This is a genomic window from Arenimonas oryziterrae DSM 21050 = YC6267 (genome assembly GCF_000420545.1).
Taxonomy (GTDB): Bacteria; Pseudomonadota; Gammaproteobacteria; order Xanthomonadales; family Xanthomonadaceae; genus Arenimonas; species Arenimonas oryziterrae.
Window position 1 is genome coordinate 62,451 of the sequence record NZ_ATVD01000002.1, and the last position, 19,638, is coordinate 82,088.

At 65.0% G+C, this 19,638-nt stretch carries 15 protein-coding genes, 1 tRNA gene and 1 pseudogene; 6 read left to right on the top strand and 11 right to left on the bottom strand.

The window, feature by feature from the left end; genetic code table 11:
* Positions 1-44: 44 nt before the first annotated feature.
* Entirely contained in the window at positions 45-998 is a 954-nt protein-coding gene (locus tag G467_RS0105080) for an RluA family pseudouridine synthase (protein WP_026802377.1), read from the bottom strand.
* A gap of 366 nt (positions 999-1,364) precedes the next feature.
* Here G467_RS0105080 and G467_RS15510 point away from each other — a divergent pair, with 366 nt between their 5' ends.
* A complete protein-coding gene (locus G467_RS15510) occupies positions 1,365-4,526 on the top strand; it encodes an Rne/Rng family ribonuclease (protein WP_022968653.1) in 3,162 nt (1,053 codons plus the stop codon).
* A gap of 62 nt (positions 4,527-4,588) precedes the next feature.
* Here the strand turns inward: G467_RS15510 and G467_RS0105090 are convergent, their stop codons facing one another.
* The gene (locus G467_RS0105090) at positions 4,589-5,224 is read right to left on the bottom strand and encodes a response regulator (protein WP_022968654.1); all 636 of its coding nucleotides are present in this window, start codon (positions 5,222-5,224) and stop codon (positions 4,589-4,591) included.
* 253 nt (positions 5,225-5,477) lie between these two features.
* On the opposite strand from G467_RS0105090, the gene G467_RS0105095 reads away from it, so the two are divergent.
* Positions 5,478-5,567, top strand: a tRNA-Ser gene (locus tag G467_RS0105095).
* Positions 5,568-5,630: 63 nt separating this feature from the next.
* Here the strand turns inward: G467_RS0105095 and G467_RS0105100 are convergent.
* From G467_RS0105100 to G467_RS0105135, 8 genes and pseudogenes are all read right to left on the bottom strand, one after another.
* Entirely contained in the window at positions 5,631-6,104 is a 474-nt protein-coding gene (locus G467_RS0105100; RefSeq protein ID WP_026802378.1) for a YbjN domain-containing protein, read from the bottom strand.
* Positions 6,105-6,166: 62 nt separating this feature from the next.
* Positions 6,167-7,090 (bottom strand): annotated as a pseudogene (locus tag G467_RS15515) (LysR family transcriptional regulator); the annotation flags it as partial.
* Positions 7,087-8,367: a serine--tRNA ligase gene (gene serS / locus G467_RS0105110; RefSeq protein WP_022968657.1), complete on the bottom strand. Its 1,281-nt coding sequence runs from the start codon at positions 8,365-8,367 to the stop codon at positions 7,087-7,089. The pseudogene G467_RS15515 and the gene serS, both read right to left, overlap by 4 nt.
* 114 nt (positions 8,368-8,481) lie before the next feature.
* Positions 8,482-9,048: a hypothetical protein gene (locus G467_RS0105115; protein WP_022968658.1), complete on the bottom strand. Its 567-nt coding sequence runs from the start codon at positions 9,046-9,048 to the stop codon at positions 8,482-8,484.
* Positions 9,049-9,115: 67 nt separating this feature from the next.
* On the bottom strand, positions 9,116-9,502 hold the full coding sequence (crcB, locus tag G467_RS0105120; RefSeq protein ID WP_022968659.1) for a fluoride efflux transporter CrcB: 387 nt from the start codon (positions 9,500-9,502) through the stop codon (positions 9,116-9,118).
* Positions 9,499-10,770: a replication-associated recombination protein A gene (locus tag G467_RS0105125; protein WP_081644611.1), complete on the bottom strand. Its 1,272-nt coding sequence runs from the start codon at positions 10,768-10,770 to the stop codon at positions 9,499-9,501. The genes crcB and G467_RS0105125 overlap by 4 nt, the downstream gene beginning before the upstream one ends.
* 99 nt (positions 10,771-10,869) lie before the next feature.
* The gene (gene lolA, locus G467_RS15520; protein WP_022968661.1) at positions 10,870-11,529 is read right to left on the bottom strand and encodes an outer membrane lipoprotein periplasmic chaperone LolA; all 660 of its coding nucleotides are present in this window, start codon (positions 11,527-11,529) and stop codon (positions 10,870-10,872) included.
* A 56-nt stretch (positions 11,530-11,585) separates the two neighbouring features.
* Positions 11,586-13,910, bottom strand: a complete 2,325-nt coding sequence (locus G467_RS0105135; RefSeq protein ID WP_022968662.1) for a DNA translocase FtsK — start codon at positions 13,908-13,910, stop codon at positions 11,586-11,588.
* 210 nt (positions 13,911-14,120) lie between these two features.
* Between G467_RS0105135 and trxB the strand changes: the two genes are divergently transcribed.
* The 4 genes from trxB to infA all read left to right on the top strand — a co-directional run bounded on the left by trxB (position 14,121) and on the right by infA (position 17,255).
* Positions 14,121-15,074: a thioredoxin-disulfide reductase gene (gene trxB / locus G467_RS0105140; protein WP_022968663.1), complete on the top strand. Its 954-nt coding sequence runs from the start codon at positions 14,121-14,123 to the stop codon at positions 15,072-15,074.
* Between the two features lie 23 nt (positions 15,075-15,097).
* Positions 15,098-16,246, top strand: a complete 1,149-nt coding sequence (locus G467_RS0105145; protein WP_022968664.1) for a GNAT family N-acetyltransferase — start codon at positions 15,098-15,100, stop codon at positions 16,244-16,246.
* Positions 16,212-16,946: a leucyl/phenylalanyl-tRNA--protein transferase gene (aat, locus tag G467_RS0105150; protein ID WP_022968665.1), complete on the top strand. Its 735-nt coding sequence runs from the start codon at positions 16,212-16,214 to the stop codon at positions 16,944-16,946. Before G467_RS0105145 ends, aat begins: the two co-directional genes overlap by 35 nt.
* A gap of 90 nt (positions 16,947-17,036) precedes the next feature.
* The gene (gene infA, locus G467_RS0105155) at positions 17,037-17,255 is read left to right on the top strand and encodes a translation initiation factor IF-1 (RefSeq protein WP_022968666.1); all 219 of its coding nucleotides are present in this window, start codon (positions 17,037-17,039) and stop codon (positions 17,253-17,255) included.
* A gap of 86 nt (positions 17,256-17,341) precedes the next feature.
* Here infA and clpA read toward each other — a convergent pair whose 3' ends face one another.
* Positions 17,342-19,621, bottom strand: coding sequence for an ATP-dependent Clp protease ATP-binding subunit ClpA (gene clpA, locus G467_RS0105160; RefSeq protein WP_022968667.1), 2,280 nt, complete (start codon positions 19,619-19,621; stop codon positions 17,342-17,344).
* Positions 19,622-19,638: the final 17 nt, after the last annotated feature.

Here is a 19,638-nt window from a genome sequence, read left to right on the forward strand (position 1 = left end):
GTTCTGATGCGGCCGATTCGGATGTCCGCATAACAACGGCTTGTTCAGGCCAACCGATCCAGCACTGCCTTCAAATCATCCGCCAGCGGCGCATTGATCAGGTAGGGCTTGGCGCCGCCTTCGAGGGCGAATTCCATCGACGCGGCATGCAGGAACAGGCGCTTGAGTCCGGCCTGTTCGGCGAGTTTCTTGTTGGCTTCGCGGTCGCCGTACTTTTCGTCGCCCGCGACCGGATGGCCAAGGTGCGCCGCATGCACGCGGATCTGGTGCGTGCGACCGGTCTCGATGCGGACTTCGCAGAAGCTGTGGCCGGCGCGTCGCTCGATCAGGCGGAAATGACTGACCGAGGGTTTGCCATTCGGGTCGACGCGCACCATGCGTTCGCCGCCTTGCATCACCGACTTCTGCAGCGGCATTTCGACCGTCATCGTGCCCTGCGGCATCTTGCCGACCAGCAGGGTCAAGTATTTCTTGTTCGGAGCTTCCTCGTCATCACCCTCGCGCAGCAGGGCCTGCAGTTCGAGCAAGGCGGCGCGCTTCTTGGCGATGATGAGGACGCCGGAGGTGTCGCGGTCCAGGCGATGCACGAGCTCCATCGTCTCGTCCGGGCGCAGGGCGCGCAGGGCTTCGATGACGCCGTAGCTCAGCCCGCTGCCGCCGTGGACGGCGATGCCGCTGGGCTTGTTCAGGGCGAACAGGGCCTTGTCCTCGTAGACGATGCTGGCCGCCAGGCGGTCGAGCATGCCCTTGGGCGGCGTCTTCACGTCGCCGACCTGGTCCAGTCGGACCGGGGGAATACGCACCTCGTCCCCGCCCGAGAGCCGGGTGTCGGGCTTGCAGCGCTTGCCGTTGATCCGGACCTGGCCGCTGCGGACGATCTTGTAAATGATGCTGCGCGGGGCCCCCTTGAGCTGGCCCAACAGGAAGTTGTCCAGGCGCTGACCATCCCGATCCTCGGGCACGAGGACCTGTTTCACACCGCCTGAGACTGTGGTCATGGGTTTCCCATCTGCTACACTAACACCGCGAGATAACGTCCTGATTTCGCTCGATAGTCGGCCGAAAGCCGCTGTTTGGCGAATCCCGACAGGCCGCTACCACACCCCACGGGGGTGACCATGTTAGCCGGTCTGGAAGGCAGACGGATATCGCCTCGGGGTGACGCCCGGGCAGATCCGGAAGACGCTCGGCGTCTTTCGGGACCCCTAACGAACAAATGTAAAGCGCTCCCGTGGGTTCGCCCGACGGTTTTTAGTAGCGCTGGAAGTTCCTGCCGCGATCCGACTGCGCCTGCGCAACGGATCGAGCTAGACGGGCGCGGACCCCCGGCGTTCCTCGCGGTTGAGCGCGTGAGGACACTGACAATGAAGCGGATGCTGATCAATGCCACGCAGGCGGAAGAACTGCGTGTCGCCATCGTGGATGGCCAGAACCTGTACGACATCGACATCGAGCAACCCTCGAAAGAACAGAAGAAGTCGAACATCTACAAGGGCCGCATCGTCCGGCTCGAACCTTCCCTCGAAGCCGCCTTCGTCGAATACGGCGGCGAGCGCCACGGCTTCCTGCCGCTGAAGGAAATCTCCCGCGACTACTTCGTCCCCGGCGTCGACCCCAACAAGGCCGGCCTGAAGGAAATCCTGCGCGAAGGCCAGGAAGTGGTCGTCCAGGTCGACAAGGAAGAACGCGGCAACAAGGGCGCGGCCCTGACCACGTTCATCTCGCTCGCCGGCCGCTACATGGTGCTGATGCCGAACTCGCCCACCGCCGGCGGCGTTTCGCGCCGCATCGAGGGCGACGACCGCCAGGCCCTGAAAGAAGCCATGGACGCGCTGAGCATTCCCGAAGACATGGGCGTGATCATCCGCACCGCCGGTGTCGGCCGCGACGCCGAAGAGCTGCAGTGGGACCTGGACTACCTGCTGCAGGTCTGGAAGTCGATCACCGACGCCGCCCTGGCCAAGCCGGCCTCGTTCCTGATCTACCAGGAATCGCGCCTGATCATCCGCGCGCTGCGCGACTATCTGCGCGCCGACGTCGGTGAAATCCTCGTCGACACGCCGGCGATGTATGAAGAAGCCAAAGACTTCATGCAGTCGGTGATGCCGCAGAACCTGCGCAAGCTCAAGCACTACACCGACGACATTCCGCTGTTCAACCGCTTCCAGATCGAATCGCAGATCGAGAATGCCTACGAGCGTCAGGTCCGCCTGCCCTCCGGCGGCTCGATCGTCGTCGACCAGACCGAAGCGCTGACCGCGATCGACGTGAACTCCTCGCGCGCCACCAAGGGCAGCGACATCGAAGAGACGGCATTCAACACCAACCTCGAAGCGGCTGAAGAAGTCGCGCGCCAGATGCGCCTGCGCGATCTCGGCGGCCTGGTCGTCATCGATTTCATCGACATGGGCTCGGGCAAGCACCAGCGCCAGGTCGAGGACCGCCTGCAGCAGGCGCTGCGTCACGACCGTGCCCGCGTGCAGATCGGCAAGATCTCGCGCTTCGGCCTGCTCGAGATGTCGCGCCAGCGCCTGCGTCCGAGCCTGGGCGAGTCGAGCCAGATCATCTGCCCGCGTTGCGACGGCCACGGCCGCATGCGCAGCGTCGAGTCGCTGTCGCTGTCGATCCTGCGCCTGGCCGAAGAGCATGCGATGAAGGAAAACACCGGGCAGGTCCTGGTGCAGGCCCCGTCGGAAATCGCGAACTACCTGCTCAACGAAAAACGCCGCGCCCTGCTCGAGATCGAGCAGCGCCACGAAGCGCCGATCATCATCGTCGCCGACGAGCAACTGGAAACTCCGCACTTCAACGTCTCGCGTCTGCGCGAAGGCGATCTGGGCGAAGAAACCGCCAAGCCCAGCTACCACCGCACCACGCCGCGCAAGCTCGAAGTCCATGCGCTGACCAAGGCGCACATGAACGTGCCGGACATGCCGGCCGTGACCCATGTGCGTCCGACGCAGCCGGCGCCGACGCGCGAATTGCGCGAAGACGTCGCCGAGGCCGTGGCACCGGCTATGGCCGCCGCTCCGGTCGCTGCCGCGAAACCGGGTCTGTTCGCTCGCATGAAGGCGTTTTTCGTCGGCGAAACGCCGGCGCCGGCGCCGAAACAGCGCAACGACCGCAATGAGCGTGGCGAACGCGGCGACCGCAATAGCGGTCGTGGCAACGAGCCCCGCCGTGGCGAACGTCCCAGCCGCGATCGCGGCCAGAGCCAGAGCCAGGGCCAGGGCGGTCGTGGCGCTCCCGGCCAGGGCGGCAATCGTCCGCCGCAGGGTGGCCAGCCCAAGCCGCAGCCGCAGGGCGGCAAGCCGCAGAATCCGCAGGGCAAGCCCGGCCAGCCGCAGCCGCCCAAGGCCGAGCGCAGCGAAGAGCAGATTCGCCTCGACGAACAACGCAAGCTCGAACAACAGCAGCGTCGCGAAGAGCAGCAGCGCAAGGAAGCCGAGCGTCGCGAAGCGCAGCGCCAGGAAAACATCAAGCGTGAGGCCGAGCGCCGCGCGGCCCGCGATGCGGCGCGCCAGGCTTCGCCGGAAGGCGCCGATGGCGTGACCGTGAGCGTCGATCCCGCGGCGCCCGTCGCTGCGGCTGTGGTCGCTGCTGGTGTCGCCGGCGAAGGTGCCGAACAGACCGCCGAAGGTGCGAATGCCGAAGGCGGCCGTCGCCGTCGTGGCCGTCGTGGCGGTCGCCGCCGTCGTCGCCAGGAAGGCGGCGCCGCAGATCCGAACGCCGCCCCGAATGCCTCCAACGACATGGACTTCGACGAAGAAGAGCCCGGCGACGACATGGAAGAAGGCGAGAGCACGTCGTCGTCTCCGCGTCCGTCCGGAAGCGTGGCGATGCCGGTCTTCGCATCCTCCCTCCCCGTGACTGCGTCGGAATCGGATTTCGATGATCTGTCGCCGGAACCCGAGGCCGTAGTGCGCACGCCGGCGGTGGAAACCCCGGTCGTCGAAACCGTCAAGGTCGAAACGCCCGTCGTGGAAACGCCGGTCGTGGTTGCCCCCATCGCGGTGACGCCGGCCGCGCCGGTGGTAGTTGCCGAAGCCAAGCCGGTGTTCGTCGCTCCGAGCGAGCCCGCCCCGGTCGTGGCCGCTCCGGCGGTTCAGCCGGTCGCCGCCCCGGCGCCCCGCGCGGAAACGCCGGTCGTCCCGGCGGCAGTCGTTCAGACCGCGCCCGTAACTCCGGTTGTCGAGACGCCGGCACCGCTCGAATTGGCGCCGGTCGAGAGCTACATCGCCCCGGTGGCCACGCAAGCCCCGTTGTTCCCGACGCAGGTGTCGCCGGCCGTCGAGTCCAAGCTCAGCCTCGAACCGACGCAAAACGAAAATCTGTGGTCGCGTCCCTCGACCCAGACCAGCGTTCCCGCACCGCCGGTGCAAACGCCGACGCCGACCCCGGCCGTGTTTACCACGAACATCGAGACGCTGCCCAACGAGTTCGCACGTATCGTGCCGCCGGTGGCGCCCGTCGATCCGCTCGACGACGACGAGAGTGTCGAAAAGCGCGATACGCCACTGAGCTGATTGGGCGCGAATCGCCGGAACCGGGAAGGCACCCTCACGGGTGCCTTTCTTTTTTCCCCTCGTCAGCCGACGAGCACCGGATCGGTGACGCCATGCTGCATCGCCATTCGCGCGAGCGCGATGGTGTCCTTGATCCCGAGTTTTTCCAGCAGACGATATTTGTGCGTCGCAACCGTCTTGCCGCTTAGGCTCAGTCGTCGTGCGATATCCTCCGCCCGCAGCCCTTGGCAGAACAGCATCGAAATCTCCAGTTCGCGCGGCGAGAGCTGGTCGAACGGCGACAGGTTCTTGCCGCCCAGTGCGAGCTTCTGCGCGATGTCGCCGCCTAGGTAGCGCCGTCCGCGGGCGGCTTCGCGAATCGCACGCAGCAGCTCCGACGCATCGCAGGCCTTGCCCAGATAGCCGCTGGCCCCGGCGTCGAGCAGGCGCTGCGGCATCGGGCCGTCTTCCTGGACCGACACGATGACCACCTTGGCGATCTCACCCTTGACCAGGCGATCGGTGATGTCGAGGCCGCTGACGCCGGGCAGATGCAGGTCGCAGAGCACCACGTCCGGACGCAGGCGCCGGATCATCGGCAGGCCGTCCTCACCACTGGCCGCTTCACCGACTACCTCCATGTCCAGCTCCTGCTGGAGAATCAGGCGATAGCCGGTCCGCACCAGGGCATGGTCATCGAGCAGAAAGACACGAATCATTGCACTCTCCGGCTGGTTTCCCCGACCCCACAGTACGAAGCCCGCTAGCTCAGAAACAAGACGCATAGCCGCAATTTCGGGTAGGAAAGCCCCTACCCGCCAGTTTCGCTAAACTAGTGTCCTTGGAGAGATGGCCGAGTGGTTTAAGGCAGCAGTCTTGAGTGAATCGTCCGGAACGATTCACGACGGCGCAGCCGGCCCCGCAGGGGCGCAGGGCAGGAAGCCCTGCGCAAAACTGCCGCAACAAATTAACGGAGAGATGGCCGAGTGGTTTAAGGCAGCAGTCTTGAAAACTGCCGTGGTAGTGATACCACCGTGGGTTCGAATCCCACTCTCTCCGCCAATCAAAAAACCGCCCATCGGGCGGTTTTCTGATTTCAGGAAACGGGCGCGCTCCCGGCTTTCCTCAAAGATCGAAATCCTTCGCAAACACCCCGACCGCATTCTCCCAGTTCTCCAGATACAGGCCGATCTGTTCGGTGCTCGAGCCTTTTTCCAGATCGAGGTCCATCTGGATGTAGGGATCGTTCTCTTCGTCCATGAACACGCTGGCGAAGCGGCGCGTGCGGTTCCACTTGTTGATCGCGTCGAGCGTCGTGCCTTCCTTGATGTCGATGCCGAGCTGGAACTGGATCGACTGGCAGCGGCCCTTCTCGCAGCCGTACATGAAGATCGAGAAGTTGTAGCCGGCGACGGCGCTCTCGACTTTCGGATCGCCTTCGCCGTCGACGCCGAGCTTGGCGCGGTAGCCGTTGTCCTGCAGCACGGTGACGAGCTCGGCGCCGCTGATGCCGGTGGTGATGTCGCGGGCCTGCGCCACGGAGGCGCCGGCGGAAAGTAGCAAGGCCGCGATCGCGGCAAACATCGGGGAACGGCGCATGTCGGCTCCTTCAGGGACGGGGTGGAAAATCAGTCGCTCAGATTGAGCGCCTTGTAATCTTTGCAGCTCAGGCGATTGGCCTCGATCACCGACGGCAGGCGCTCGGCCAGGAAATCGATGAACACGCGCACGGCCGGCAGCAGGCCGCGACGCGAAGGGAAAACGGCGTGGCAGATGCCCATCGGCAGATGCCATTCGCGCACCACCGGCTCGAGCTCGCCGCGACGGATAGCATCGGCACAATTGAGTTCCGGCAGCAGGGCGATGCCCATGCCGTCGCGCGCGGCCGCAAGCAGCAGCGGGAAATCGTGCGCCATCAGGATGGGCTGGATGTCGACGCGCTCGATCTCGCCGTTCGGGCCATGCAGGGACCAGCGCTGACGCGCTTCGTCGTCGCTCATCGACAGGGTCTGGTGCTGGGCGATTTCGGCGGGATTCTTGGGGCGGCCGACGCGATCGAGATACTTCGGGCTGGCGACCAGGAGTTCGCGGACATCGCCGAAGCGGCGCATCACCAACTCGCCGTCGTCGCTGAGCTGCGTGCGCACGCGCAGGGCGACGTCGAAGCCTTCCTGGATCACGTCCACGCGGCGATTGCTCACGTGCAGCTGCAGGCGCACCTGCGGGTATTTGCGCAGGAACTCCGGCACGAGCTGGGCCAGCGTTTCCTGCGACAACGCGACCGGGCAACTGACCTTGACCACGCCGCGCGGCTCGGCGCTGACGCGATCCACGGTTTCGCGCGCGGCCTGCGCTTCCGACAGCATCGTCTGCGCATGGCGGTACACGCTCTGGCCGACGTCGGTGACGGCGAAGCGGCGCGTGGACCGCTGCAGCAGGCGCACGCCCAGATCGGTCTCGAGCTGGGTGATGCGCCGGCTCAGTCGCGATTTCGGAATGCCCAGCGCGCGCTCCGCCGCGGCATAGCCGCCGTGCTCGACGACGACGGCGAAAAACTGCAGGTCATTCAGATCGGGGATTTTCATGCGATGCGCTCGAGCCCGCCCATGTACGGACGCAGCACGTCGGGAACCGTGATCGAGCCGTCGGCGTTCTGGTAGTTCTCCATGACCGCCACGAGCGCGCGGCCGACGGCGACGCCCGAGCCGTTCAAGGTGTGCACGGGCTCGGGCTTGCCGGTCGCGGGATTGCGCCAGCGTGCCTGCATGCGGCGCGCCTGGAAGGCCTCGCAGTTGGAGATCGAACTGATCTCCCGGTACATGCCCTGCCCAGGCAGCCAGACCTCCAGATCGTGGGTCTTGGTCGCGCCAAAGCCCATGTCGCCGGTGCACAGCAGCAGGCGGCGATACGGCAGGCCGAGCTTCTCCAACACCGCTTCGGCTGCGAGGGTCATTTTCTCGTGCACCTCGTAGCTCTCGTCCGGGCGCGCGATCGCGACCAGCTCGACCTTCTCGAACTGGTGCTGGCGGATCATGCCGCGCACGTCCTTGCCGCCGCTGCCGGCTTCGGCGCGGAAACACGGCGTGTGCGCGGTCATCAGCATAGGCATGTGTGCATCGTCGACGATCTCGTCGCGCACGAGGTTGGTCAGCGACACTTCCGAGGTCGGAATGAGATAACGCTTGCTGTCGCCGACGGTCGTGCTGAACAGGTCTTCCTCGAACTTCGGCAGCTGGCCGGTGCCGAGCATGCTGTCGGCATTGACCAGCAACGGCGTATTGACCTCGGTGTAGCCATGCTGACTGGTATGCAGGTCGAGCATGAACTGCGCGAGCGCGCGATGCAGGCGCGCGAGCTGGCCGCGGATGACGGTGAAGCGCGAGCCTGACAGCTTGGCGCCGGCTTCGGCATCGAGCCAGCGATGCCGTTCGCCGAGCGCGATGTGATCGCGCACCTCGAAATCGAACGTGCGCGGCGTACCGACTTTTTTCAGTTCGACGTTGTCACCCTCGTCCTTGCCGACCGGCACGGACGGATGCGGAATATTCGGCACGCCCTGGGCGATCGCGTCGATGTCGGAGCGAAGCACCTCCAGGCGCAATTCGGACACCTTGAGCTCATCGCCGATCGCGGCGACTTCCGCCATCAACGGCGCGACATCCTCGCCCTTGGCCTTGGCCTGACCGATCGCCTTGGAGCGGGTATTGCGCAGGTTCTGCAATTCCTGCGTGCGGCCCTGCAACTGCTTGCGCTCGGACTCCAGGCGTTCGATCGCGGCGACATCGAGCTCGTAGCCACGGGTCGCCTTCAGGCGGGCAGCAGTCTCGGCCAGCTGGCCGCGCAGGAGAACAGGATCGAGCATTCGGGCATTCCAGAAATGAAACAGGACACGGAATTATCACCGCGCCCTGCCCGTTTCCGCAACGAATTCCTGCGTTTTTCGCCCTCGGCCCGCAGCGGCCTCAACCCAGCGGGCTCAACCGCCTTTGCGTCCCAGCCACCAGGCCATGACGACACCGGAAATGGTCCAGCCCACGACCTGTTCCAGCAGATTGCCCAGCGTGAAATCGAACGGGAACAGATACCAGTTCCAGTAGGGCACGCTGACCGTGAGCCAGGAGAACAATCCAAGCGCCGCCGCGATCAGCACGCGCTTGCCGAAGCCGAACGCACCGAGCGCGAGCACAAACGCCACGACCAAGGCCGAGAGTGTGTCGCCGGCGACCTGCTTGATCAGATTCGGCGACATGTCGGCGATCGCCGGATTGCCGCCCGGCTCGTAGATCACGAAGGCATAGCCGCTGCCCTTGTTCTCTTCCGCAAACGCGGCGACGGCGGCCGGATCGTTCATTTTTTCCGGCGGCAGGCTCGGATACATGTACACGCCCGGACCGGAGGTCGACGGCGCGATCGCCGCCAAGGTCGCTTTCTGGTCGGTCGGTTCCTTCATGCCCATCTGTCCGATCGGCAGAACCATATGCGCCACGGCGCCCCACATGAAAAACACGATGCCACCCAACAGTCCCGCGATCAGTACACGCATGGCCGCCTCCTCCCCCGAGTAGTGTCCCGAGGCTATGCCGGCGAGTTGCCGCGTGCAAGCACAGACGTCAGGCGCGCAGCCATTCGGCCAGGCGCGCGCCCAGCCAGACCAAGGCGAAGCCGCTGACCAGACTCAGCGCGAGATAGCCGAACAGCAGGCCGGGTCGACCACTGCGGCTGTAGATGAGGCATTCGAGCATCAGCGCCGAATACGTCGTCAGGGCACCCAACACCCCGACGATGAGAAAGCTCCGCCAGTACAGGGCCGACGGTCCGCGTCCTTCGAGCCAGGCGAACAGGAAGCCGGCGGCGAACGAACCCATCAGGTTCACCGCCACCGTCCCCCAGGGCAGCCCGTTGCCGAACTGCCGCAGCAGGAAGTCGCCCAACAGGTGCCGCCCGGCTGCACCCAGTGCGCCGCCGAGCATGACCAGCAGGAGCAATGTCCCATTCATTCTTCGCCCCTGGCCTGCCGGCGCGCTGCACGCAGCTTGTCGAGTTTTTCCTTGAGCTTGATTTCCAGACCGCGCTCGACCGGTTCGTAGTAGACGCGTTCGCCCATGGCGTCCGGAAACCCGGTCTGCTCCAGCGCGATGCCGCCTTCGGCGTCGTGGTCGTACTGATAGCCGGTGCCGTAACCGAGCTCCTTCATCAGCTTAGTTGGGGCGTTGCGCAGATGCATCGGCACCTCCTGCGTCCCGTGCTCGCGCACGTCGCTCTTGGCCTGGTTGAAGGCCAGGTAGGCGGCGTTGGATTTCGCGCAACTCGCCAGATAGATCACCAGCTGCGCCAGGGCCAGATCGCCTTCCGGACTGCCAAGGCGTTCATAGGTGTCCCAGGCTTCGATCGCCATCTGCAGCGCGCGTGGATCGGCCAGCCCGACATCTTCGACGGCCATGCGCGTCATCCGTCGTGCGAGATAGACCGGATCGCAGCCGCCGTCGAGCATGCGCGTGAGCCAGTACAGCGCCGCATCGGGATTGGAGCTGCGTACGGACTTATGCAGCGCGGAGATCTGGTCGTAGAACTGCTCGCCTTGCTTGTCGAATCGGCGCGTGCGATCGGCGAGCACCTGGGCGAGCGTGGCTTCGGTGATGTGATCGTCTTCACCGGTCGCCAGTTCCGCGGCGATTTCCAGCAAGGTCAGACCGCGGCGGACATCGCCGTCGGCGGCCTGCGCGATGAGGCGCAGGTTCGCTTCGGAAATCTTCAGCGGCTGCCGGCCAAGCCCGCGTTCTTCGTCGGCAAGCGCGCGTCGCAGGGCATCGACGATGTCGTCGACGCCGACCGCTTCGAGCACATGCACGCGGCAGCGCGACAACAGTGCCGAGTTGAGCTCAAAGCTAGGGTTTTCGGTGGTGGCGCCGACGAACAAGATGGAACCGCGCTCGATGTGCGGCAGAAAGGCGTCTTGTTGCGCCTTGTTGAACCGGTGCACCTCGTCGACGAACAGGACGGTGCGGCGACCTTCGTTGAAACGGCTTTCGGCATCGGCCAGCACCAGACGCACGTCGGGAAGCCCCGACAACACCGCCGAAATGGCCCGGAACTCGGCATCGGAATATTTCGCGAGCAACAGCGCGAGCGTCGTCTTGCCGCAGCCCGGCGGCCCCCAGAGGATCATCGAATGCACATGCCCCGACTCCACTGCGCGGCGCAGAGCGGATCCGGGCGACAACAGGCGGCGCTGGCCGACCATTTCGTCCAGCGTCGCCGGACGCATGCGTTCGGCGAGCGGCTTCAGGCCTTCAGGTGGCTGAAACAGGGAGGGGGCGGCGGACTTGGATTTGCGCACCCGGCCATTCTAGCCGGGCGGACCGAATCAATCGCGCAGCGGGGTGACCTGGGCCGATTCGCCGACCTCGCCAACGACATCGGCGCCCTTGGGCGGCGTGAACTTGAACGCGCCGGCCGGGAAGCGCGGATTGCGCGCCCAGCCCGAAAAACCGATCACGGTGCGCTGGCCAAGACTGTCACGAAATTCCATGCGCACGAGGCCTTTCGCGCCAAAACCCAGGCGCGCCTGTTCGAACGGCGCCTCGTCGGGCTTCTTCGGCGTCAGCACCAGCCATTCCAGACCACCGGCCTTGCCGCCATCGCTGGTCTTGAACTGGCGATCCAGCTCGGTCGGATCGATCAGCACGGTCAGCGGACTGCCCTGCTCTTCGAAGCTCTGCTTGCGCACGGTGACCTGCTCCAATTCCGGATCGTAGATCCAGATGTGGTCCCCGTCGGCAACGATGAGCTGCTTGGCCGGCGTCGCGGTTTCCCAGCGAAACAGGCGCGGCGCGGACAGTTGCACGGTACCGGCGCTCTTCTCGGTCACGCGCCCGCTCGGGTCGGTGACTTGCTGCGAGAAATGCGCGCTCAGGCCCTTGAGGCCCTTGGTGAAGGCAGTGAGCTGCTCGCGGCCGCCCGCGTGAGCGAGCGTGCTGAGCGACAGAAGGGCGAAGCACAGAAGCGGTTTGACGACAGTGTTCATCGGAAGCCCGGCGAAGAATTGAAGGCAGAGTGCACAAACCTGCCTGAACAGACGGGTCAATGCCGTGGCGGGGGCGGCGCGAGCACGCTGCGATCGCCATTGTGTTCGGGCGGCGTGACCACACCGGCGGCTTCCATCGCCTCGATGAGGCGCGCCGCGCGGTTGTAGCCGATCTTCAGCCGGCGTTGCACGCCGGAGATCGACGCGCGCCGGGTTTCGGTCACGATCTTCACCGCTTCGTCATACAGCGGATCGGATTCGTCGCCACCGCCACCACCCGATTCGGGCAGGCCGGTTGCGCCGACGACGATGCCATCGCCCATCATCTGCACTTCCTCGAGCACGCCACTGATGTAGTCCGGGCCGCCGCCGTGCTGCTTGAGATGTTCGACGACGCGATGCACTTCCTCGTCGCTGACGAAGGCACCGTGCACGCGTTCGGGCATCGCGGTGCCCGGCGGCAGATACAGCATGTCGCCATGGCCGAGCAGGGTTTCCGCACCGGACTGGTCGAGAATCGTGCGCGAGTCGATCTTGCTCGACACCTGGAACGCGATGCGGGTCGGGATATTGGCCTTGATCAGGCCGGTGATGACGTCGACCGACGGCCGCTGCGTGGCGAGGATCAGATGGATACCGGCGGCACGCGCTTTCTGAGCGAGTCGCGCGATGAGCTCTTCGACCTTCTTGCCGACGATCATCATCATGTCGGCGAATTCGTCGATGAACACGACGATGAAGGGCAGTTCCTCGAGCTCGCGCGGCGCCTCGCCCAATTCCGGATTCGGCCGGAACAGCGGATCCATCAGCGGCTGACCCGCGTCCTTGGCGTCCTTGACCTTGCGGTTGAAGCCCGCGAGGTTGCGCACGCCGACCGCCGACATCACCTTGTAGCGGCGTTCCATTTCGGCGACGCACCAGCGCAGGCCGTTCGCCGCTTCCTTCATGTCGGTCACGACCGGCGCGAGCAGATGCGGGATGCCTTGATAGACCGACAGCTCGAGCATCTTCGGATCGATCATCAGCATGCGCACTTCTTTCGCCGTCGCCTTGTACAGCAGGCTCAGCACCATCGCATTGACGCCGACCGACTTGCCCGAACCGGTGGTGCCGGCGACCAGCAGATGCGGCATGCGCGCGAGGTCGGCGACGATCGGGCGACCGCCGATGTCCTTGCCCAGGGCGATGCTCAGCACGCTGTTGGACTTGTCGTATTCCTTGGAGCGCAGCAGTTCGGACAGATAGATCATTTCGCGCTGCGTGTTCGGGATTTCCAGGCCGACGACCGACTTGCCGGGAATCACGTCGACCACGCGCACCGACTTCACCGATAGGCCGCGGGCGATGTCCTTGTCGAGCGAGCTGATCTGGCTGCCTTTGACGCCTGGCGCCGGGTCCATTTCGAAGCGCGTGATCACCGGACCCGGGTAGGCACCGACGACCTGCACTTCGATGCGGAAATCCTTGAGCTTGAATTCGATCTGGCGCGACAGGGTTTCCAGCGTCTCTTCCGAATATCCCTTGGGCTGCGGCTTGGGATCGTCGAGCAGGGACAGCGGCGGCAGCGACTCGTCGCCGCCCACGTTGAACAGCGGAATCTGTTGTTCGCGCTGCGCGCGCTCGCTCTTTTCGATGACGGTCTTGGCCGGCGGCTCGATCTTGACCGGCTCGCGCTTGGCGCGTTTCTCGGTATCGATCTTGCGCACTTCCTCGCGTTCCTCGCGCAGGGCGCGCGTGCGCTGCCACTCGGCGGCTTCCTGCTTCTTCTCGGAGAACCGCGCCACGGCCTTGAGCACCAGGCCGCCGATCCAGTCCATCAGCGCGAACCAGCTCAGGCCGGTCGCCAGCGTCACCGACATCATCAGGACGGCGAACAGGAACAGGTTGCCGCCCATGCCACCGAACACGCTCTGCATCGAGCGTCCGCCGACCTGGCCGAGGATGCCGCCGGACTCGGCCGGAAGATTGGGCGCGGGGCCGCCGATCAGATGCAGCAGACCCGTCGCACTGACCAGGAAGCCGACCATGCCAATGAGACGCAGCGCGGGACCAAAATCCACACGGCCGTCGCCGTCCGAGTCCAGGCCGAACAGCGCGATCCAGGCAATGCCGCCGAGCACGAACGGAATCGTGTAAGCCACGTAGCCGAAGAACCAGAACGCCAGGTCGGCCAGATACGCACCGGCGAGGCCGCCGATATTGTGCAATTGCCCGGTGACGCTGCCGGTGCGCGACCAGCCCGGATCGTCGGTCGAATAAAAGACCAGACTCGCGAGCAGATAAATCAGCAGCGGCGCGATGGCCACCAGGGCCAGTTCGCGCCAGAGTTTTTGACGGCGCTCGTCGCCGACGGCCGCAGTTTTACCGGAAGATCGAGCCACCGTAAGAATCAGCCTCAGCTAAGGGTCGTAGTCGCTTGTTTGCAAGGCGAAGTTATACCGTAAAACCCCCGCCACTTCCCATCCCGCCGCCTCGCCTAACACACCGCCGGCGGGAATTCCCGCCTTGATTTAGGCCCTTGCCAACCCCAAGCTTGCGTCATGCCGCGCGATGACGCGCCGGCTTCCCTCCTTCGACGACTCCGGCCAGCCATGACCGCTCCCAAGCATTGCCATCTCCTGATCCTCGGCTCCGGCCCCGCCGGTTACACGGCCGCGGTCTACGCGGCCCGCGCCAATCTCAAGCCGGTCATGATCACTGGCCTGCAGCAGGGCGGCCAGCTGATGACCACGACCGAAGTCGACAACTGGCCCGGCGATGCCCACGGCCTGATGGGTCCGGACCTGATGACGCGCATGCAGGCGCATGCCGAGCGCTTCGAGACCGAGATCATCTTCGACCACATCCACTCGGCCGACCTTTCGCGCCGCCCCTTCCATCTCAAGGGCGACAGCGGCGAATACACCGCCGACGCACTGATCATCGCGACCGGCGCCAGCGCGAAATATCTGGGCATCGAGTCCGAACAGAAGTTCATGGGCAAGGGCGTGTCCGCCTGCGCGACCTGCGACGGCTTCTTCTTCCGCGATCAAGAGGTTGCGGTGATCGGCGGCGGCAACACCGCGGTCGAGGAAGCGCTGTACTTGGCCAATATCGCCAAGAAGGTCTATCTCGTGCATCGCCGCGACAAGTTGCGCGCCGAGAAGATCCTGCAGGACAAGTTGTTCGCCAAGGCCCAGGCCGGCAAGATCGAACTGATCTGGGACCATGGCGTCGACGAGGTGCTCGGCGACGACAGCGGCGTGACTGGCATGCGCATCCGCAGCGTGCTGGACGATTCGACGCGCGAGATCGCACTGCAAGGTTTCTTCGTTGCGATCGGACATACGCCGAACACCTCGTTGTTCGAAGGCCAGCTCGAAATGAAGAACGGCTACTTGCAGATCAAGTCCGGCACCGACGGCGGCGCCACCGCGACGAGCGTGCCCGGCGTGTTCGCCGCAGGCGACGTCGCCGACCAGGTCTACCGCCAGGCGATCACCTCGGCCGGCTTCGGTTGCATGGCCGCGCTGGACGCCGAGAAGTTCCTCGACAAGGAACATTGATCCCACGGCGCTAAAGTGCCGTCATGACTGAACTGCGCCTGCTGTCCTCCCTGAGTGAACTCCCAGCCGAAAGCTGGGACGCGCTGCACGACGGCAGCAACCCGTTCGTGAGTCATGCCTTTCTCTCGGGCCTGGAACAGCAGCGCTGCCTGCGCGACACCTTCGGCTGGACACCGCGCCACGCGGCCCTGTTCCGCGCAGGAAAGCTGGTGGCAGCGGCGCCGGCCTACCTCAAGAGCAATTCGCACGGCGAATTCGTGTTCGACCACGCCTGGGCGCATGCCTACGACCGCCATGGCCTGGATTACTACCCCAAGTGGCTGGTTGCAGTGCCCTACTCGCCCGTGACCGGTCCGCGCATCCTCGCCCGCGACCTTCTCGCACGCCGCACCCTGCTGGCTGCGATGCTCGAGCAGACCCGTCGCGATGGACTGTCGTCCCTGCATGCCAATTTTCTGGAAGAGGCCGAATTGCCGGCCTTCGACGGGCATTGGCTCGCGCGCGGCGATGTGCAGTTCCATTGGCGCAACGACGCCGACTGGGCGGACTTCGACGCCTTCCTCGCCGCGCTTACCAGCAAGAAACGCAAGAATCTGCGTGCCGAACGCGAACAGGTGCGGCGCGCGGGCGCCAGCTTCCGCGTCGTGCACGGCGACGAAGCCAGCGAGACCGACCTCGCCGACATGCACGCGTTTTATTGCGCGACGCAGATGCACAAGGGCAATCATCCCGCGCTGACCCTGGCGTTTTTCCGCCATCTGGCCACGTCGATGCCGCGCCAACTCGTGCTCATCCTGGCGTCGCGAAATGGCGAAACCATCGCCGGCGCCCTCTGCCTGCGCGGCGGACAGACCCTGTACGGCCGTTACTGGGGCGCGAGCGAAGAATTGCCGGGTCTGCATTTCGAAACCTGCTACTACCAGGGCATCGACTACTGCCTGCGCCAGGGTTTACGCGTGTTCGAGCCCGGCGCCCAGGGCGAACACAAGATCGCCCGCGGCTTCCTGCCGGTGCTCACGCACAGCCGTCATTTCATCGCCGACGCCCGTTTCGCCAAGGCGATCGCGCCCTGGTGCGCGGACGAGCGCAATGGCGCATTGCGCTATCGTGAGCTCGTCCTGCAGCACAGCCCCTACCGTGACCCGACTGCCGATCCCCTTCCTCGCCGCTGACCCCGCCTCGGCGTTTCCGCCTGCGGCACGGGCTCTGCGCGAGCCCGACGGCCTGCTTGCGGCAGGCGGCGACCTGAGCCCGACGCGGCTGCTGAATGCCTACCGGCACGGCATTTTTCCCTGGTACTCCGAGGGCCAGCCGATCCTGTGGTGGACGCCGGATCCACGCCAGGTGTTTCGTACCGACGGCGTGCAGCTCTCATCGAAGTTTCGCCGGCAGTTGCGCCGTTCGCCCTGGACCTTGCGTGCGGACACTGCTTTCGCGCAGGTCATCACCGCCTGCGCGATCGCGCCGCGACCCGGCCAAGACGGCACCTGGATCACCGCCGACATGGTCGCGGCGTACATCGCGCTGCACGAACTCGGGCATGCGCACAGCGTGGAAGTGTTCGACGGCGAGCGACTGGTCGGCGGCATCTACGGCGTGGCGATCGGCAAGATGTTCTTCGGCGAGAGCATGTTCAGCGCCGACTCGGGCGGATCGAAGGTGGCGCTGGCGGGACTGGCCCGATTGCTCACGGACTGGGGCTGGCCCTGGATCGACGCCCAGGTGGAAAACGAACACACGCGCTCGCTGGGCAGCATTCTGTTGCCACGCAGCCAGTTTCTCGCCGAGGTGAACCGGCTGTCGGCCCTGCCCGGCATTCCCGGCCCCTGGACCGGCCGTGTCGGCATGATCGACGCCAAAAGTCTCGCCTAAGCCCTTGGATTAACGAAATTTTTGCTTGCGGACCCGATCCGTGGCATCATTCGCGACTTTCGTGGCGCAAGCCCAACTTCAAAGCGACGCATGTCCAAAGACGATTCCATCGAATTCGAAGGCACGATTCTCGAAACCCTGCCGAACACCGTGTTCCGGGTGAAGCTCGAGAACGGCCATGTCATCACCGCCCACATCTCGGGCCGTATGCGCAAGAACTACATCCGCATCCTGACCGGCGACAAGGTGAAGGTCGAAATGACCCCCTACGACCTGACCAAGGGACGGATCACCTACCGCATGAAATAAGGCGGGCGTGAGCAAAGAAAACGGCGGCCGATGGCCGCCGTTTCCGTTTCTGTCCCGGGCGCCCTGAGCGGGCGCTGCCGTCGCGCTTATTCGACCGTCGCCGGCAGCAGCTTCTCCGGCTCGGCCTGGGCATCGACGACCAGGTCGCCATCGCGCACGTCCACGCTGACGCGGCCGCCATTGACCAACTTGCCGAACAGCAGCTCGTCGGCCAGCGGACGCTTGATCTTGTCCTGCAGCAGGCGCGACATCGGACGCGCACCCATGAGCGGGTCGAATCCGTGTTCGGCCAGCCACTGGCGGGCTTCCGGCGTCGCCGAGAGGCTGACGTGCTTCTCGTGCAACTGCGCCTCGAGCTCGATCAGGAACTTGTCGACCACGCGCAGGATGTGCGCGAAGCCCAGACCATGGAACTGGATGATCGCGTCCAGTCGGTTGCGGAACTCCGGCGTGAAACCCTTGCGAATGACTTCCATCGCATCCGTCGAATGATTCTGCTCGACGAAGCCCATCGTGCGACGGGCTGCCTGCTGCGCACCGGCATTCGTCGTCATCACCAGCACGACATTACGGAAGTTGGCTTCGCGACCGTTCGTATCGGTCAGGATGCCGCGGTCCATGATCTGCAGCAGGATGTTGAACACGTCCGGGTGCGCTTTCTCGATCTCGTCGAGCAGCAGCACGCAGTGCGGCGTCTTGACGATTTTCTCGGTCAGCAGACCCCCCTGGTCGAAACCGACGTAACCCGGGGGCGCGCCGATGAGGCGGCTCACCGAATGCGCTTCCATGTATTCGGACATGTCGAAACGCACCAGTTCGATACCCAACTGCATCGCCAGCTGCTTGGTGACTTCGGTCTTGCCCACACCGGTCGGGCCGGCAAACAGGAAGTTGCCGATCGGCTTGTCCGGCGTGGACAGGCCCGAACGCGCCAGCTTGATCGCCGACACCAGGGTCTCGATCGCCGGATCCTGGCCGAAGATGACCATCTTGAGATTACGCTCGAGGTTGCGCAGCACATCCTTGTCCGATGCGCTGACCTGCTTGGTCGGGATGCGCGCCATCTTGGCGACGATCAGCTCGACTTCCTCGACATCGATCACGCGCTTGCGGTCGGCTTCGCTGCGCAGGCGCTGACGCGCGCCGGCTTCGTCGATGACGTCGATCGCCTTGTCGGGCAGCAGACGATCGCCGATGTGCTTGACCGACAGATCGACCGCCGCCTGGATGGCTTCGGCGGTGTATTCGACTTCGTGGTGCGCCTCGAAACGCGGCTTGAGGCCGTGCAGGATGGCGACCGCCTCGGTGATCGAGGGTTCGACGACGTCGATCTTCTGGAAACGCCGGGCCAGCGCCCGGTCCTTTTCAAACACGCCACGGTATTCCTGGAACGTGGTCGAGCCGATGCAGCGCAGCTCGCCGTTCTGCAGCACGGGCTTGATCAGGTTGGACGCGTCCATCGTGCCGCCGGACGCCGAACCGGCGCCGATAATGGTGTGGATCTCGTCGATGAACAGGATCGCACGCGGCTCCTTCTTCATCTGCGCGAGCACGGCCTTGAGACGCTTCTCGAAATCGCCGCGGTATTTCGTGCCGGCCACGAGGGCGCCCAGGTCCAGCGAATAGATGATCGCGTCCTTGAGCACCTCCGGAACCTTGCCCTCGACGATGCGCCAGGCCAGACCTTCGGCGAGCGCGGTCTTGCCCACGCCGGACTCGCCGACGTAGAGCGGGTTGTTCTTGCGGCGGCGGCAGAGCACCTGGATCGTGCGCTCGACTTCGTCTTCGCGGCCGATCAGTGGGTCGATCTTGCCTTCGCGGGCCAGGTCGTTGAGATTGCTGGCGAATTCCTGCAACGGGTTGCCCTTCGGCTCACCCTCGCCTTCGCTGTCCTGACGGGATTCGGCCTGCGCCTTGTCCTCGTTGCCGTCGCCGACCTTGGCGATGCCGTGGGAGATGTAATTGACGACGTCCAGGCGCGTGATGTCCTGCTGCTGCAGCAGGTAGACGGCGTGGGAGTCCTTCTCGCCGAAGATCGCGACCAGCACGTTGGCGCCGGTGACTTCCTTCTTGCCGGAGGACTGCACGTGGTAGACGGCGCGCTGCAGGACACGCTGGAAACCCAGCGTCGGCTGCGTATCGCGGGCATCGTCGGCCGGGAGTACCGGCACGCTGTCGTTGATGACCTGCTGCAGACCGTCGGCGAGTTTGCCGTGGTTGAAGCCGCAGGCCTTGAGCACCGCGACCGCGGCCGGGTTCTCAAGCAGGGCCAGCAGCAGGTGCTCGACGGTCATGAACTCATGACGGGCTTCGCGCGCCTGCTTGTAGCACTGGCCAATGGAGTATTCGAGGTCCTTGCTGAACATGGGGTTCTCCGGAAACG